The sequence below is a fragment of the Parapusillimonas granuli genome (assembly GCF_013416525.1).
GTDB lineage: Bacteria > Pseudomonadota > Gammaproteobacteria > Burkholderiales > Burkholderiaceae_B > Parapusillimonas > Parapusillimonas granuli.
Window position 1 is genome coordinate 479,021 of sequence record NZ_JACCEM010000003.1, and the last position, 15,685, is coordinate 494,705.

At 59.5% G+C, this 15,685-nt stretch carries 15 protein-coding genes and 4 pseudogenes; 7 read left to right on the forward strand and 12 right to left on the reverse strand.

The features are described from left to right. Positions 1-239: 239 nt before the first annotated feature. A complete protein-coding gene (locus H0A72_RS07525; protein ID WP_246436850.1) occupies positions 240-1,130 on the reverse strand; it encodes a Bug family tripartite tricarboxylate transporter substrate binding protein in 891 nt (296 codons plus the stop codon). A gap of 15 nt (positions 1,131-1,145) precedes the next feature. Then, positions 1,146-2,027: an alpha/beta hydrolase gene (locus tag H0A72_RS07530; protein WP_246436849.1), complete on the reverse strand. Its 882-nt coding sequence runs from the start codon at positions 2,025-2,027 to the stop codon at positions 1,146-1,148. Positions 2,028-2,101: 74 nt separating this feature from the next. Here H0A72_RS07530 and H0A72_RS07535 point away from each other — a divergent pair, with 74 nt between their 5' ends. Next, positions 2,102-3,025: a LysR family transcriptional regulator gene (locus H0A72_RS07535; protein WP_246436848.1), complete on the forward strand. Its 924-nt coding sequence runs from the start codon at positions 2,102-2,104 to the stop codon at positions 3,023-3,025. 929 nt (positions 3,026-3,954) lie between these two features. Further along, on the forward strand, positions 3,955-4,434 hold the full coding sequence (locus H0A72_RS07540; RefSeq protein ID WP_180154445.1) for an NAD(P)H-dependent oxidoreductase: 480 nt from the start codon (positions 3,955-3,957) through the stop codon (positions 4,432-4,434). Between the two features lie 20 nt (positions 4,435-4,454). On the opposite strand, the gene H0A72_RS07545 is transcribed toward H0A72_RS07540, so the two are convergent. From H0A72_RS07545 to H0A72_RS07570, 6 genes are read right to left on the reverse strand one after another with little or no spacing between them, the layout of a single operon-like run. Further along, the gene (locus H0A72_RS07545; protein WP_180154446.1) at positions 4,455-5,483 is read right to left on the reverse strand and encodes an FAS1-like dehydratase domain-containing protein; all 1,029 of its coding nucleotides are present in this window, start codon (positions 5,481-5,483) and stop codon (positions 4,455-4,457) included. Positions 5,484-5,501: 18 nt separating this feature from the next. Further along, complete coding sequence (locus H0A72_RS07550; protein ID WP_180154447.1) at positions 5,502-6,254, reverse strand: sulfite exporter TauE/SafE family protein; 753 nt, start codon at positions 6,252-6,254, stop codon at positions 5,502-5,504. Between the two features lie 17 nt (positions 6,255-6,271). Next, a complete protein-coding gene (locus H0A72_RS07555) occupies positions 6,272-7,822 on the reverse strand; it encodes an acyl-CoA carboxylase subunit beta (protein ID WP_246436847.1) in 1,551 nt (516 codons plus the stop codon). Positions 7,823-7,860: 38 nt separating this feature from the next. Next, the gene (locus H0A72_RS07560; RefSeq protein ID WP_180154448.1) at positions 7,861-9,096 is read right to left on the reverse strand and encodes a CaiB/BaiF CoA transferase family protein; all 1,236 of its coding nucleotides are present in this window, start codon (positions 9,094-9,096) and stop codon (positions 7,861-7,863) included. Further along, the gene (gene accC, locus H0A72_RS07565) at positions 9,093-10,550 is read right to left on the reverse strand and encodes an acetyl-CoA carboxylase biotin carboxylase subunit (protein WP_180154492.1); all 1,458 of its coding nucleotides are present in this window, start codon (positions 10,548-10,550) and stop codon (positions 9,093-9,095) included. The genes H0A72_RS07560 and accC overlap by 4 nt, the downstream gene beginning before the upstream one ends. A gap of 7 nt (positions 10,551-10,557) precedes the next feature. Further along, entirely contained in the window at positions 10,558-11,529 is a 972-nt protein-coding gene (locus H0A72_RS07570) for a Bug family tripartite tricarboxylate transporter substrate binding protein (protein ID WP_180154449.1), read from the reverse strand. A gap of 105 nt (positions 11,530-11,634) precedes the next feature. Between H0A72_RS07570 and H0A72_RS07575 the strand changes: the two genes are divergently transcribed. Both H0A72_RS07575 and H0A72_RS07580 read left to right on the forward strand, forming a co-directional pair. Next, on the forward strand, positions 11,635-11,856 hold the full coding sequence (locus H0A72_RS07575) for an acyl-CoA carboxylase biotin carboxyl carrier protein subunit (RefSeq protein WP_180154450.1): 222 nt from the start codon (positions 11,635-11,637) through the stop codon (positions 11,854-11,856). Then, a complete protein-coding gene (locus H0A72_RS07580) occupies positions 11,856-12,551 on the forward strand; it encodes a GntR family transcriptional regulator (RefSeq protein ID WP_180154451.1) in 696 nt (231 codons plus the stop codon). The genes H0A72_RS07575 and H0A72_RS07580 overlap by 1 nt, the downstream gene beginning before the upstream one ends. 19 nt (positions 12,552-12,570) lie before the next feature. Here the strand turns inward: H0A72_RS07580 and H0A72_RS22110 are convergent. The 3 pseudogenes from H0A72_RS22110 to H0A72_RS22115 form a co-directional block, all read right to left on the reverse strand. Continuing rightward, positions 12,571-12,714: pseudogene (locus H0A72_RS22110) on the reverse strand (IS630 family transposase); the annotation flags it as partial. A gap of 299 nt (positions 12,715-13,013) precedes the next feature. Then, positions 13,014-13,313, reverse strand: a pseudogene (locus H0A72_RS22505) (phage integrase central domain-containing protein); the annotation flags it as partial. 51 nt (positions 13,314-13,364) lie between these two features. Beyond that, positions 13,365-13,616: pseudogene (locus H0A72_RS22115) on the reverse strand (Arm DNA-binding domain-containing protein); the annotation flags it as partial. A 92-nt stretch (positions 13,617-13,708) separates the two neighbouring features. Here H0A72_RS22115 and H0A72_RS22120 point away from each other — a divergent pair. The 3 genes and pseudogenes from H0A72_RS22120 to H0A72_RS07600 all read left to right on the forward strand — a co-directional run. Further along, positions 13,709-13,966: pseudogene (locus H0A72_RS22120) on the forward strand (transposase); the annotation flags it as partial. Then, positions 13,958-14,305 (forward strand): integrase core domain-containing protein, encoded by a 348-nt coding sequence (locus H0A72_RS22125; protein ID WP_246436871.1) that lies wholly within the window; start codon positions 13,958-13,960, stop codon positions 14,303-14,305. The pseudogene H0A72_RS22120 and the gene H0A72_RS22125, both read left to right, overlap by 9 nt. 60 nt (positions 14,306-14,365) lie before the next feature. Next, positions 14,366-15,307 carry a hypothetical protein gene (locus H0A72_RS07600; RefSeq protein WP_180154453.1) on the forward strand — a complete coding sequence of 314 codons (942 nt, stop codon included), beginning with the start codon at positions 14,366-14,368 and terminating at the stop codon, positions 15,305-15,307. 213 nt (positions 15,308-15,520) lie between these two features. On the opposite strand, the gene H0A72_RS07605 is transcribed toward H0A72_RS07600, so the two are convergent. Further along, the coding region (locus H0A72_RS07605) for a transposase domain-containing protein (protein ID WP_180154454.1) at positions 15,521-15,685 on the reverse strand (165 nt) is incomplete at its 5' end.

Below are 15,685 nucleotides of genomic sequence, written 5' to 3' on the forward strand. Positions count from 1 at the left end.
TAGATTATGTCAAAGTACTCGACATTCTAACCCTCGCATCTCACAGATAAGAATAGCGCAGCAGCCCCTGGCATGACTCCAGGCACAGGCGAGTGCGAGGGCGCCAGATGCATAGGCTGCTGGGCAAGTCGAATGCGCCCATCAAATAAAACAGCCCCGCGATCAATCGCGGGGCTGTTGCCGGCCGGTTGACGGCCTTCGATGGCTTGCGGCTGATGCCGCCGCGGGCGCAGCTGCGTTTATTGCGGCTGTATCTTGGCCGTCTTGACCCATTCCTTCCAGCGTTGCGTGTCATCGCGCACATATTGGCCGAAGGCATCGACGTCCATCGCTTCGGGCTGCAGGCCCATATTGGTCAGCTGTTCTCGCGTCGCCTTGTCCCCGACGGCCGCTTTCAGATAGCCGTTCATCTTCGCCACGACTTCCTTCGGCGTGCCTGCGGGCGCCGAAATGCCCAGCCAGCCTTCCACCACGAAACCCGGATAGATGCTGTCAGTGGTCGGGACGTTGGGCCATAGGGGATTGGGCTGCGCCCCGGTGACGGCGATGGGCTTGAGATTGCCGCCGTCTATCTGGCCTTTGGCGGTCAGATAGTCGACAAAGGCGAACTGGATCAGGCCGCCGCGCAAATCGGTGAGGATCTGGGTGATGTTCTTGTAGGCCGCGCCTTCGGTGTTGATGTCGGCGTATTGCTTGAGCAGGTTGGGCGGAACTTGCGAAGACGAGCTGTAGTAGCCGAAGAACACCTCGCCGGGTTTTTTCTTGGCCAGGTCGACCAGCTCCTTCAGGTCCTTGATCGGGCTGTTGGGCGCCACCACGGCTACCGTGCCGAACTTCCCTATCATGCCGATATCGACGAAATCCTTGGCGGCGTCGTAAGGCAGGCTCTTGTAGAGGAACTGGTTGGCGGATTGGGTGGAATTGGTGGACAACAGGAAGGTATGGCCGTCGGCTGCCGCGTTCTTGGCGGCCGCCGTTCCGATGATGCCGCCTGCGCCGCCCGGCGCGGAGGGCACGACGATGGTTACGGGCTTGCTTCCCGGCCACGCTTGCGCCTGCGCTGCGGCGGTGAACAACAAAGAAGCGGCCAGCGTAGTCCGCACCATGATGCCGATAAGTTGCTTACTCATGTTTCGTTTCCTTTTTTAGGGTACTGCGGCGTTTCGCTGGCTTGAGTATCCGGGAAGGTTCGCTGCGCCAGGCGAGCCGTAGGTATCCCGGAACCAGTCCAGCAATGCGTGTGCACTTTCCTGCCAGCGCGAGCCATACATCATGCAATGGGGCTGACCCGGCATGATCCGGTGTTCAAACCCTAGAAAACGAGCGATCGCCTGGTCCTGGCCCGGCGGATGGCGCTCGCCATCGTCGAACTCTGCTTCAAAGCAAATGCCTGGGCAGGCAATGCGCGCCGGGTCGATGGCGATGCCCAGCCTGTAGCGATCATTGAGTACGGCGGGACTCTCCGGCCCCAGGCGAGCCATGACGGTGTCGACGGGCACGTCGCATTTCGTCCCCAGGAACCGGTGCCGGACTTCGGCGGCATCCGGCGCCGGCTTGGGCCTGTCCGGCGGCACTGCCGGCAGCATGCGCGCGCCCGGCAAATTGCCCGGCGGCGAGGGCGCCAGCAGGATCACGCCCGCGGGCTGCACCTGCATGGCCGCAAGCAGCACCGGCAATGCGCCCACACTATGCCCTACCAGCACCACCGGCTGCGCAAGGCTGCGGCAGCATGCGGCCAGGGCTTGCGCCAATTGCGCAATGCCCGCGCCAACGTCCAGATGGCCGGCCAGCGCGCCATGCCCCGGCAAATCCACAGCCAGGCATGCCACGTCGCGTTGTTCGAAGAAATCCAGGTAGTGGCTGTAGCACCACGCGCCATGGTAGCCGCCCGCCACGAACAGCAGCGACGGCATCGTGGACGACGACGACCGCTTTCCCTCATAGACCAGGCAATCGTCCGCCATGATGGGGCGACGCGAGTCAAAGGCGCTGAAATCCAGGTGTGCGGGTGTCGATAGCGTACTCATGAATTCATTATAGGTAGGCCGATAAAATAAATATAATTAATTATTCTGATCCAACGATGAGAATTTCAAATTCCATGACGGAACTATTTTCCATCAATCATTACCGCTACTTCGTCTACGTGGCGGACACCGGCAGCTTCCGCCTGGCGGCCGAACGAGCCTGCCGCTCCCAGCCGGCTATCTCCCTGGCGATCCGTGAAATGGAAGAGCGGCTGGGACAACCGCTCTTCATCCGCGGAAGCCCGGTCAGGCTCAGCACCTTTGGCCAGTCCTGTATTACGCTGGCCAAGCAACTGGTGGCGCATGCGGACCTGGTGGCGGGCACCATGGGCCGCATGGCGCGCAGCGACACCGGCTACCTGAGCATTGCCAGCGTCATGTCGGTTGCCACGCACTGGATGCCCGGCCTGCTGCAAGCCTATCGCCGCCTATATCCCAATGTGATGCTCAACGTGCATGACGACAACTCCGAAGGCGTCGAGCAGATGCTGCTCAATGGGCAGGTCGAACTGGGCCTGTGCAGCGTGGTCAGCCAGGACCCAGCCCTGACGTTCCAGCCGCTGTACGAAGACGAGTTCGGGCTGGTCTGCCACCGCAGCCATCCCGCCGCCCTCAGAAAATCGCTGACATGGAAAGAAATCGAATCCTTGCCGCTCATCGGAACCGTCGCGCACAAGCAGCTGCGCGACTGGCCGGAGGCGGCGGTCCTGCGCGACCGGCCCCTGTTCATCGCCAACATGCTGACCCTGATCGCCATGCTGCGCCGCAATCTGGGTGTGACCGTACTGGCCCGCCTTGGTGTGCCGCCGGGGCAGGATGACCTAGTGTTCGTCCCGCTGGTCGAGCCGGTCATCCGGCGCACGCTGGGCCTGCGGACCAGGGCGGGCGCCGTGCTGTCGCCTTCGGGCGCCCGCATGGCGGCGTTGCTGGAGGAAGAGGTGCGTATGGGGGCGGCGGCGGGGCCGTTTGCGGTTGAAAGGTTCAAGCCATGGGAGTAGGGATGGGTGCAAGTCGAGCGTGCCTTTTAGGGAACGAAGGGGTGTGCACCTACCTGTGCGTAGTGTCAGCGGTCATCCAATAATCCCTCTCCGGCTTGGTGAAGTTGCGCGTTGCGTTGACAAGGTGGTGACTCGGCGACTCAAGAAGGGGCTGGCGTTGGTAGTGTCTCTTGCACTGGCGCGCCCGCATGCTGGACGGCGTACTCAAGTAGCGCGATGACCTGTTCGGGGCGCTCGCGCGATGCCATTGCGCAAAAGGAGATGGCATAGAAGCCGCAGGCGAGGATCAAAGGCATCCACAGGAACATATTTGCATCTTCCTTGAGCTATGTGGTTGCCGAAATTGAAGCCGCTGCAAAGGCCGGGAGCAAGCCGAATTTACGGAGATCTCCGGAGAACATGGCCATGCGGCTGTCGAAGACTCTCCACCTATGCTGGTACTGGAGTAGCGCGTATTGCAGTGTTGCCTTGTGAGGGAGGCTTTTCCCGATCCTGCGCCGTGGTGTTGGGGCTGCATAAGCTGTATGGCTATCAGATCGCTATGTCGGAGCTGGAAGCCAATCCCTCGATTGTACAGGTGCTGATGCAACGACCTACCGTGCAGAAGAAATAGCGGGGTTGCGTAATGAGGCCTACCATTTCTGAGCTAGGCGTCCGGCTGCGGTGCTTGACGTATTCGAATTGAGCTGCTTGGCGATGCAGTCTTCCTGAATCCAGACCTTTCAATTCAGGTGAAAAAGGAGATAGCCGCATGCCTAGAATGCAGCAAAGCCGAAGAGCATTTAAATTCTTCGGCTTTGCTGTGTTCCTTAGCCCTTAATCGCTGAGAACGTCCACGTAGCTCAGGCTATTGATAGAGCGGTTGTTACCGGGTTGACCCTCCCCCTTCCACTGCACTTCGCAGTCCCAGCTGTTGTGACAGCACAGATGTGGTTACCTGCCACACCATTGCTCGCCACACTGGATTCGAACTCAACAACATCCAAAGGCACAGAGCGGCCGGAAGCGCTGCCATCACCTACCGCGTTTTCGTTTCGGGCGAGATCTACGGCGGTAAACGTTTCTATGACCGGGGCGGGTTGACCGGGCGGCGGGCATTGGCGGCTATCACGCTGGGCGGGCAAGCGCATATGTTCGGAGAGGACGGCATGCATGGCCCGCTGGAAGAGGTCATGCTCAGGCCTTTCCTGCAGGGAACACTGGCATCCACTGGGCTGGATGTGCTGCCGCCTTTTATCGGTTGGCATATACCTTATATCTCTGATGAGGCTCGCCGGGAAATCATGGAATCATGGAGAAAACGCATCCGGTCGATTAACGCCGACGCGCCTCTCCAGTTTCCCAGCCTGAATGATTTTGACGAAAAACTGCGCCCGCTGAAGGCCGGTAAAGACAGCTTGACGGTATGATCCGCGTGAAATGGGTGCGGCTAAAAATCCCTGTAGAGGATGCTTTGCCGTTCCCGCAGCAGCAGACGCCCGCTCGTGGTCGAGTAGGTATTCAGCGATGTCGTGATCAGCATGTTGCCGCTGCTGCGGCCCCGTCTGACTCTGGCTTCGAGCAAGCGGCTTTGCGCCCGAACGGTTTCTCCGACTTCCAGGAAGGAGAAGAATTCGACATCATTGCCGCCGTTCACCATGCCGTGGTCGGGGATGCCGGAATGCCTGCCAAAATTGCGGCCGACTTCATTCACCGCCTCGCGCCCCAGGGCGCCTAGTTCAGAGGATAGCGGAAGAGAGTCGGGCAGCGTCTCCAGGCCGTGTATGGGAAACAGATGAGGTGCGATGACATGGCGGTATCCGGCTTCCGTCGCGGCGGACTGATCATAATGAAGGCGCGGCATGTCCCCGATCGCGTCGCAGAATAATCGCAGACGGCTTAAATCCAGCGGAAAGCGGGAGTCAAGACGCTCGTAAACCAAGCCATGCAAGCGGCGAACGGATGCGGGCGCGGCCGGGTCGATCTGGCCCGGCTGGTCGTCGATGCGGCTAGAGATAAAACCTTCCGCAGCGCCGCGCTCCACCATTGTTCCGGCTTCTTGCGGCACCACGACAATGGCTTTGGCCAGGGTGTTGGCCTGGGCCTGCTCCAGATTCCAGATGCGAAGCGTGATATATACGTTCAGATCATCACCTTCCGGGCACGCATCCACGATTTCGCCCTGGACTTCCAACGTTTCATTGACGTAGTCTGGGCCGGAAAAATCGTACTTCAGACGTTGTATGCGTACTGTGGGGGAGAAATTCAACTGAAGCGCTTGCGTCAGGTAGTGCTGCTTCAGGGCGCCGTTGATCACCCGTTCTTTCAGCCCGGCGCGCTGTTGCGCGTATCCGGCGTCATAGTGGATTTTGTCCCAGTTCTGCTGGGCTGCGCACCACCGGACGAGGTGTGCGCTGGTGTGCGGACCTTTTCTCAAGGCGGCCAGAGCGGCGCCTGCTTCACATAACAATGGTTTCATGATCAAAGTTAAAGCGGCTTAGAAAGACGCGAGTCTGCCCGCCAGGCTGGAAATCGCTGGCAGCAGCATCACGATGCCGGAAAGCAGCAGCAGACCGAAGACGATTTTCTGAAACTGGACGTCGCCGAAATGGCGGCCGACGCGCGAGCCGCTCCAGGAGGTGAGCATGATGACAGGCACCAGCCAGGCGAAGCTGATCAGCAGAGGTTTGTCGATAATGCCCTGCCAGGCGTACACCAGCAGAAGCAGCATCTGCATGGTGATGAAGAAGGCCTGGAAGGTGGCGCGTTGGGAGATGGTGCTCCATCCGCGCAGCGAGCACCACAGGGTTATGGGCGGCCCGCCCATGCCGCAGGCGCCGGACAGCGCGCCCGAGATCCAGCCGATGACGCTGTCAGCGCCCCAAGCCACCTTCTGGATCTTCGGCAGTTGCTTCATCAGAAGCATGACTGAGGAATAGACCACGAGGAAAATCCCGAATATTGCGCGGAAGGAATTCGCGTTCAGCGCATGCAGTAGTGCCGCGCCCATTAGTATGCCGATCACGCCGCCGACGATGAAAGGCCGCACGCGCGCAAAGCGGATTTCATGCCGCACGCTCAGGATCGAGACGCACTGCCCTACGAACGACCCCATCACCACCAGCGGCACGACCCGTTGTGGTTCCATCATCCAGGCCCACATGGAAGTGGCGACCAGACCGAAGGCGAAGCCCGAAAGCCCCTGAATGAATCCCGATACTGCTCCGACCAACAGGATTTCAATCAGCATGGCGTTCGGGCTTTGTCTCAGTAGGTGGATGGCCAGGTTTGCATCAGGTGTTTACCCACGCCGTTGGTCAGGCGCAGACGGTGCACCTCCAGCGTGCGGATAAGGTAATCGCGGGTCTGATGAGGGAGAATGACGTTTTGCACCGCGTAGATCGAAGCCAGATCATAAACGTTGCTGTTTTTCTCCATTTCGGCGAGCTTTTCCTCGAAGCCGGGGTCGCCGGGGTTGAGGCCGTGTACGATATTGACGGCAAAGCTCGGCGTCATGAAGCTGACTTCCGCCGTTGGCCAGGCGGCGACTTCGTCGGAGTTGCGGCCGCCGCCCATGTTCAAATAGGCCTGGCCGTAGCTCTTGCGCAAGATGATGGAGATCTTCGGCACCGTCACGAGCTGGAGCGCCGTCATGAAGTTCATAATCTTGCCTGGCGCGCGCTTGCGCTCCGCATCCAGCCCGATGATGAATCCTGGGGTGTCCACCAGCAACACCAGCGGGATGTTGAACGAGTCGCACATCACGATGAAGCTGGTGATTTTTTCGCAGGCTTCTGTATCCAGTGCGCCTCCCTTGTGGAGTGGATTGTTGGCGATCACGCCCACGGTGCGGCCGTCCAGCCGGGCCAGCGCGGTGACAGCCACCTTGCCGAAGCGCGGCTTCATTTCAAACACGCTGTCTTTGTCGAAGATGGTTTTCACCACTTTGCGCACGTCGTAGACTTGGGTGCGGTTCGCCGGCACCAGTTGGTGAATCTTGTGCATGTCTTCGCCGGAGCCCGGTGTCACCGGCAAGACGGGGGGCGCTTCGTTGTGGTGGCTGGGCATGTAGCTCAGGTACTTCTTGATGGCTTCCAGCGCCTGTTCGTCGGTGTCAACAACCATATCCACCAGACCGGTGCCTTCGGAGTGGAGCTTCCAGCCGCCGATCTCTTCGGGATCGATCTGTTCCTTCACCGCCATGGATACCAGGCGTGGGCTGGAGACGGCCATAATGGCTCCCTTGCGCATCACGCTGAAGTCGCAGAAGCCGGTGTACCAAGTGGATGAGCCGTAGCAATAGCCCATCACCGCGCCGGCCCAGGGCGTTTCGCGCATGCGCGTGTACTGTGCGGGGTCGTGGCCCAGCATGGTGCCCATGCCGCGCGCGCCCATGGTGTCCGGCATGCGGGCGCCGGATGACTCACCCAGGAAGATCAACGGCAGGCCGCGCGCCGTCGCGGTGCGCTTCATGTGGCCGATCTTCTTGCCGTTGGTAGCGCTGCTGGAGGCCCCCATTACGGTGAAGTCATTGGAGACGACGGCGACCTCACGCCCCGCAACGCGCGCGTAACCGACGATCTTGCCGTCAGCGGGGGATTTTTCGCGGGCAGACTCGATCACCGATGTGGCCAGCATGCCGGATTCGAGAAAGCTGCCGGGGTCCACCAATTGATCGATGCGTTCGCGGGCGTTCAGCAGGCCGGCGGCTTTGCGCTCGGCCAGCTTGGCTTCGCCGCCCATGGCCAGGGCTTGATCGCAGCGTCGTTGGTATTCCGCCTGAAGCGGGTCGGCGAGGGGTTTCGTTACCATGTCCATAATCGTTTCCTATTTGTTGCGTGATGCTTGCCGGCCTTTCAGGCGGCTTGTGTTTCAAGGCAGTGGATGAGACCCCGGGCACGCAGTCTCTCAATCGTTGCCGCCGGGAGCCCGGCGATGTCTTCTAGAACCCTCTGGGTGTCCCGGCCCACTGCGCCGCCTGCCTGGTTCACCTGGCCGGGAGTGCGCGACAGCTTGGGCACAACGCCGGCGACTGTCACTTGGCCCAGTGTTTCGTGCGGCGCCTGCACCAGCATCTGTCGGGCATGAAAGTGCGGGTCGGCGAAAATATCCGCCATGGTGTAGATACGTGTTGCAGGCACCGCCGCTTCCTGCAGCAGGTTTTCCAGTTCGATTAGGTCGTGATTGGCCGTCCAGTCGCTGATCAGCGCATCGAGTGCCGTATGGTGCTCGGAGCGCGCCCGGGCGGTGGCGTATTTCGGGTCTTCGCTCAGTTCAGGGCTGCCCATAGCCGCCGCCAGGCGCTTGAATACGGCTTCGCCCATTGCCGTGATGTGGATGTGGGTGCCGTCGCGGGTGGCATAGAGGTTGTTGGGCGTGCTGTCCGGCAGGCGCGAGCCGGCGCGGTTGGCGATATGGCCCAGCTTTTCGTATGCCGGAATGTGCGGCTCCATGAAGCTGAAGGCGCATTCGTACAGTGCGGCGTCGATTACCTGGCCTTTGCCGCTGCGCTTGCGTTCCAGCAATGCCATCACCGCACCGAAGGCGGCGTACAGGCCGGTGAATTTGTCCGTAAGGGACACTGCGGCGCGGGTAGGGGGGCGGTCAGGGTCGCCTGTGATGTGCCGCAAGCCACTGACGGCTTCGCCGATCACGCCGTAGCCGGGGCGTTCGCGGTAGGGCCCGCTCTGGCCGAAACCGCTGATGCGCACCATGACCAGCCCGGAGTTGATGGCTGACAGGACGTCATAGCCCAGCCCCCATTTTTCCATCTGGCCGGGCCGGAAGTTTTCTACCAGCACATCGCAGCGCTTGATCAGGCGCAGGATGATATCGCGGCCCTCTTCGCTGCGCAGATCCAGGGCGATCAAGGACTTGTTGCGCAGGATGCTGGCCGCGTAAAGCGATTCGCCTTTGCTGCGTTTGCCCATCGTGCGCACGGCATCGCCGTCGATGGGTTCCACTTTGATGACTTCGGCGCCGAAGTCGGCCATCAGCCGGCCGCAGAAAGGGCCGGCGACGGTGGAGCCCAGTTCCAGCACGCGGTAGCCTGCCAAGGGACCGTCATAGGAGGGGTGTCGCGGGTCGTTCATGATGCTTGCTCCTGCGTGGATGCGGCCGCCACCGCGGTGGCCTTGGCCGCGTCCGCAGCGGCGCGCAGACGCGCCTTGCGCTCAGGCAGGAAGGTCTGCTCCACCCAGCGCGTGGTGACGGCTCCTTCAATGAAAGCCGGCTCGCGCAGCACTTCCTGGTGGAAGGGAATAGTGCTGGGGATACCTTCAATACCGAAGTTTTTCAGGGCCTGCAACATGTGTTCGATGGCTTCGGCGCGTGTGGCGCCGTGAACGATCAGCTTGGCCAGCAGTGAATCGTAGTAGGGCGGCACGCTGTAGCCCGCATAACAGTGGGAATCCAGCCTGATCCCATTGCCTTCTGGGGGATTCCAGGCGGTGATCAGGCCCGGCTTGGGCAGGAAGTTCTTATTGAAGTCTTCCGCGTTGATACGGCATTCGATGGCATGGCCCCGTAGTTGGATGTCTTCCTGCTTGAAAGATAGCGGCAGGCCCTGCGTCACGCGGATTTGTTCCGCCACCAGGTCGATGCCGGTCACCATCTCGGTGACCGGGTGCTCGACCTGGATGCGCGTATTCATTTCGAGGAAATAGAAGTGGCCTTCTGCTTCGTCGAGCACAAACTCCACGGTGCCGGCGCCGACGTAGTTCACATTGCGGGCGAGCTGGACGGCGCATCGTCCCATCTCGGCGCGCAGCCCGGCGTTAATGGCGGGAGAAGGCGCTTCTTCGATCAGCTTTTGGTGGCGTCGCTGAGTGGAGCATTCGCGCTCTCCCAGGTGGACAACATTGCCGAGGCGATCGCCCATCACCTGGATTTCGATATGGCGGGCCTGTTCGATGAACTTTTCAAGATAGACGGTGCCGTCGCCAAAAGCAGCTTGCGCTTCATTGGAGGCGGATTCCATGGCGACGGCCAGTTCGGCTTCCTCACGCACCACGCGCATGCCGCGGCCGCCGCCACCGGCGGTGGCCTTGAGCAGCACGGGATAACCGATGGCCTGTGCGACACCGGCTGCCTCGGAGGCGTCTTTCACCGCATCGGAGCCAGGCACGCGCGGCACGCCGGCGGCTTCGGCCAGCTTCACCGCCGTGATCTTGTCGCCCATCTGCTCGATGGCTTCCGGCGTCGGGCCGATGAACAGGATGCCGGCTTCGGCGCAGGCGCGGGCAAGGGCCGGACGTTCCGCCAGAAAGCCGTAGCCGGGATGCAGGGCGTCGCAGCCGCTGCGCTTGGCCGCGCTAATTACTTTCTCGATGTTCAGATAGCTTTCCGCCGCGGGCGCGGCGCCGATGACTGTCATGCTATCGGCCATCCGGGCAGCCAGACTGTTTTGATCGGCTTCCGACACGCCGGCGACGACTTCGATGCCGAGTGTTCGGCAGGCCTGCGCCACGCGCACCGCGATCTCGCCACGATTCGCCACGAACAGGCGGCGAATCTGCCGTTTTGCTCCTTCATGCTGTTGATTCATTTCTTCCTCACCGCTGTACCAGATTGGGCATGGATCGTGCAACCTCGTCCCATGTGGTCTGTTCCTTCTCCAACTGGGCGCGGAATTCAGCCGGGGTGTTGTGCACCGGGTCGGCGCCGGCGGCGCGGATCGATGTGATCATCTGTTCGCTGGCCATGATCTTCTGCGTCGTTTCGGCCAGCTTGTCGATGATGGTTTGAGGAGTGCCGGCCGGCATGAAAAGGCCGTACCACATCTCCATGATGAAATCGACGCCGCTCTCAGCAAAGGTCGGCACGTCGGGCAAACTTTCAAAGCGTTTCGCGGAGGACACGGCCAGCGGTTTGAGATTGCCGGCCTGGAGTTGCGGCAGCATTACCGGAACCAGCGAGTAAGCCATGTCCACCTGGCCGGCCATTGCCGCCGAAATGGAGGGGGCGCCGCCTTTGTAGGGCACCAGCAGCAGTTCCATGCCGGCTTTGTCGTTCAGCAGCGTCAGCGAGACATCCAGTTGCGCATGCGCGACAGACAGGTGCCTGGGTTCGGCTTTTGCCGCTGCGACCAGTTCTTTGCCATTGTTGAATGGCGTGCCCGGATTGGCTCCCAGCACGAAGGGCATGTTCGCCACCAGGCTGACAGGCTCCAGCGCTTCGAACATGTTGAAGTCCGGCTTGGGCCCGAAAGTGTGATTCAGCAACTGGAAGATGCTGCCCAGCAGAATGGTGTGGCCGTCTTTGGCATTCACGACGGATTGCGCGCCGATGTTGGTGCTGGCGCCGGGCTTATTTTCGACTACGACGGTCTGGCCGAGTTCGGTATTGAGGCGCTCCGCCAGACGGCGGGCGATCAGGTCGGTGGTGCCACCGGCCGCGTAAGGGACGACCAGTTTTACAGTCTGCCGGGGCCAGTTTTCTTGCGCTGAGGTAGGCAGGGCCGCCGCGAGGCTCAAGCCGGCCACCGCGAAGCAGCGGGCAAAGAAGGTAAGGGGGGTCTTTATCATGATTGTCTCCTGGTTGTAAGTCGATATTATTGTCTACTTTCAGATTGTTAACAATAAGACAATAAAGTATACTGGCCCTTCATCACATAAACAAGGAGAAACGTCATGGCTACCGAAACGATCCTGTCGGAAGTGACCGGAAGTGTCTGGAAGATTCAATCCAAACCCGGCGATATACTTGAGGAGGACGCAACTATCATGGTGCTGGAATCCATGAAGATGGAAATCCCCGTAATGGCCCCGGACGGCGGTCGCCTTGTCAAGATTCTGGTTGCTGAAGGAGACGCTGTGAAAGAAGGCCAAGAACTCGCAGTCATAGAGAATTAATGAAAGCCAATGCCGGGCACACAGCCACCTTTGGAGCGCAGCGGTCGGTGCTAACCACGCTCCCTGAACAGATCGCCGAACATATCTACTCCGCCATCATCGCCGGCGAATATCAACCCGGCGAACGCATCCGCGAGGAAGCTCTGGCAGAGTCATACGGTGTCAGTCGTGGCCCGGTGCGCGAAGCGCTTCGCATTCTGGAGCGCGATTCGGTGGTGCGCGTACTAGCCAACAAGGGCGCGCACGTCACCAAGCTCTCAAGCAAGGAAGTCAACGACATCTTCGAGATCCGCATGGTGCTCGGAGGCGCGATGGTACGCCGCCTCGCCACTGCGGATCATGCTCTGATCCTGAATTTCGCGCCCAGAGTTGAAGCGCTGGAGCGGCTTGCCGCCGAAGCCGACGGCGGCGCCGCCTATGTTGCGGCCAGCGTGGAGCTGGCGCTCGACATGGCTCAGGCTTCCGGCAACGAGCGGCTGGCGGATATCCTGCGCTCCCTGGCCCGCCAGAGCTGGCGCTACACGCGCGTCAGTCTTGCGTCGGCAGAGCGCCGGCAGCAATCCGCGCGGCACTGGCGGACCCTGTTCGACGCCTTGGTCGCGGGCCGCGCTGAAGAAGCGGGGCGCGCGATGGAAAAGCTGGTTGACGATTCCCGCAACGAAGCCATACAACAACTGGAAAGCGCCGGCACTTAAGCACTAGAGCATTTTTGATTTATATCTTTACGTATCCACAAGAGGCGAAGTAATTGGCGCACTCGTCAGGCGTAGACAGATCCAAGGTTCTGCCGATCTCCTTCCACAAGGCGTCTACGGTCCGTTTGGCCGCCCGCCGTAACAGCGCCTTGAGTTTAGAGAATATCTGTAAGCGTCATTTGAGTACCGCCTTGACGGTCGGCGCCTTTAAGTCCAGCTAACCCCCGGCTTGTTCCACTCATCGACGCGCTGACCACTGGCTTGTGCCGTGGCAATGGCTGTATCCAAACGCGTCAAGATCGAGTTGACCGGCTCATGAGGCTCATAGCGCAACATCGCCACAGCCTGTTTGCCATCGTAGGCGACCGCCCGCATTGCGCACCGGCTCAATGGCACCAATCATAATATGGCCCGCACCGGTGGTGCACGGCTGGCGGCCGGGCGATCATCGCGCACATATCAGAGCCGTCCCGTGCGGGTTTTGCACCGTCCTGGTTCCAGAACCGGTACAGGCGTATCGTCCGTATGGATTTTTTCAGCTTGTCGTACGTAACGCCCTAACAGGCTGCTGAAATACAGAGTGCCGCGATCCTTGACGCGATGAAGGCAGCGTACGATCTCCGTGGGCTTGATGCTATCTATCGCCATATTGCCGACCCACGGGAAAACGTGGATTTCAAGATGACGAGTGACTTTGCTCTTGTATCCGGGCGACCATTCACGGTCTTTATTCGCGGTTTTCAGCCAAGCGCGGGATATCAACTCGAAAGTATTGAGCTTGGCGAGCAGGGCTTGCTCTTGTTGTTTCCGGCGGGCCGCTTGAAGATCGACGCCTTGGACTCGTAGAGCATTTGCCTCCCTGGCTTTTTCGCGTGCCATAGCCAGCGTGACAATAGGGTAGGCACCCAAGCCGACTTTAAGCTGCTTCTCTTCGGACTCGTAGCGATAGAGCCAGCTCTTGCTGGTCGCACGGACGCGCAAGTAGAGGCCATCTCCGTCGGCAAGCAGGTACTCTTTGGCGCTGGGCGAGGCGGAGCGGATCTTCAGATCAGTCAGGAACCCCATTGGAGTCCCCCTATGAAAAAACTGGGCTAAAACCAGTCTAGCAGGCTGCTGAAATACTGAGCGTAGCTGTTGTCTTCGCGCGATAATGAGGGATGCGCGGATCCGACACTTTTACCGAGAGCCTATTCAGCATCAAGAAGCTGGACGATTTTGTTCCTGCCACCCACCCGTTGCGGGCGATCCGCGCGATGGTCAATGATGCGTTAAGCCAGCTCGAAGACCTGTTTGCAGGCATGTATGAAGACGCCTCAAAGGGGGGGCGGCCCGGCATTGCGCCGCAGAAGCTGCTACGGGCGATGCTGCTGCAGGTGCTGTACTCGGTCCGTTCGGAGCGGTTGCTGATGGAGCAGGTGCTTGTTCATCATTCGGACCGCGGCGCCCAATACGTTTCCATCCGCTATTCCGAGCGGCTGAACGAAGCAGGGATCAACCCGTCAGTGGGCAGCACCGGCAGCGCTTACGACAATGCCTTGGCCGAAACCCTCAACGGCCTGTACAAAACGGAGGTGATTCACCGACGAGCCCCCTGGAAGACCAAGGCTGCCGTAGAGCTGGCCACCCTAGAATGGGTCTCATGGTTCAATCACCAACGCCTGCTCGGATCTATTGGCGACATACCGCCGGCAGAAGCTGAAGAGCGATACTATCGACAATTTGCAGCACCCGCTGCGGAACCTGTTTCACTTTAACCAAACAGCCTCCGCAATTCCTGGGGTGATTCAATATTCCTCCAAGGAGGGGCTAGCAGTATGCAAGAAAGCGTGAAAGCAGAGCGCAGCCGTGCGCTTAATCGGGATGAGCATGAGAGGTTCTCAATTCGCGAACGGGAACTAGACGAATTTCGAGGACTGCTGGAGATACAGCAGCGAGAATTCGACGCCTATCGCAAGCGTGCCCAGGAAGAACAACTCGCCCGAGAGGCGGCGCTCCAAAAGGAACAGCAAGAGCGAGAAAAAATGTTCATGCAACGTGAGAAACAACTCATGGCGCGACACCGTGACGTAGAAGAACGCTTAATGAAGCGTCAGGCGGAGGTTGAACATCTTCGCAATCGGTTGCAATCAGAGATTGTTGAGCGGGAAGAACAATTACATCAGGCACACCTTGAGCTTGCGCTTGAGAAGGAACGGTATAACGAAGAAAGCAGAAAGAAGATCGAGCGCACATCAAAGGATTACGTTGCCGATGCGCTTGAGACACTGGATCAAAAAGAAGCTCAGTTTCACAAAATGTCGAAAATTTGGAGTGGCATTGGGGCAGGATCGCTGGTAGCTGCAATAGCCTTTTTTGCATACGTGACATTGTCCACGGCAATTTCAGTCCCCGACCCGGTCACTTGGGAGTTCCTGGCGTTCGCAGTCTTCAAAGGTTTAGTAGCAATTGCCCTACTTGCAGGTCTTGCTAAATACTCTTTCGTTCTTGGCAATTCATACATGCAAGAAGCATTGAAGAATGGCGACCGGCGGCATGCCATCAACTTTGGTAAGTTCTACTTGGAATCGTACGGAGCTGCTGCTGAATGGTCTCAAGTCAAGGAAGCATTCGAGCACTGGAACATTACAGGTACAAATGCATTTAAGCGGTCAGATGACTCTATGCCAGATATCGGCGCGCTTGAAAAAGCCATCGGACTTGTGGAGCGTGCTGGTAAAGCATTGCCAAAACTGAACGGTGATGGTAATGGAGCATAAGCGATCAATGCAGCGGATGTCTTACTACCAAACGTTATAGTTATGGCAGCATAGTCGTGTCATGCGTTCCAGGAGATCTGATTGAAAAGGTACTTCCCGGACGGCAGCAACGCAGCTGAGTTTTCCACTCCTAAATGCCCGCGTTTGAAAAGAGACAACCGTAAGCGTCCGCGCATCACACATTGACTCGGCCGCGTAAGCGGCCGATATCTTTTAGGCGGTGGTGAGCGGAGCCCAGTTATGCGGCAAGAGCGCTTCGATCCTGTTATTCGGATGCGTCGGCAGGCGTGTGAGCACATCCTTCAGATAGGCATACGGATCATGCCCATTCATCTTGGCTGATTGGATGAGACTCATGGCGGCAGCCGCCCGCCGGCC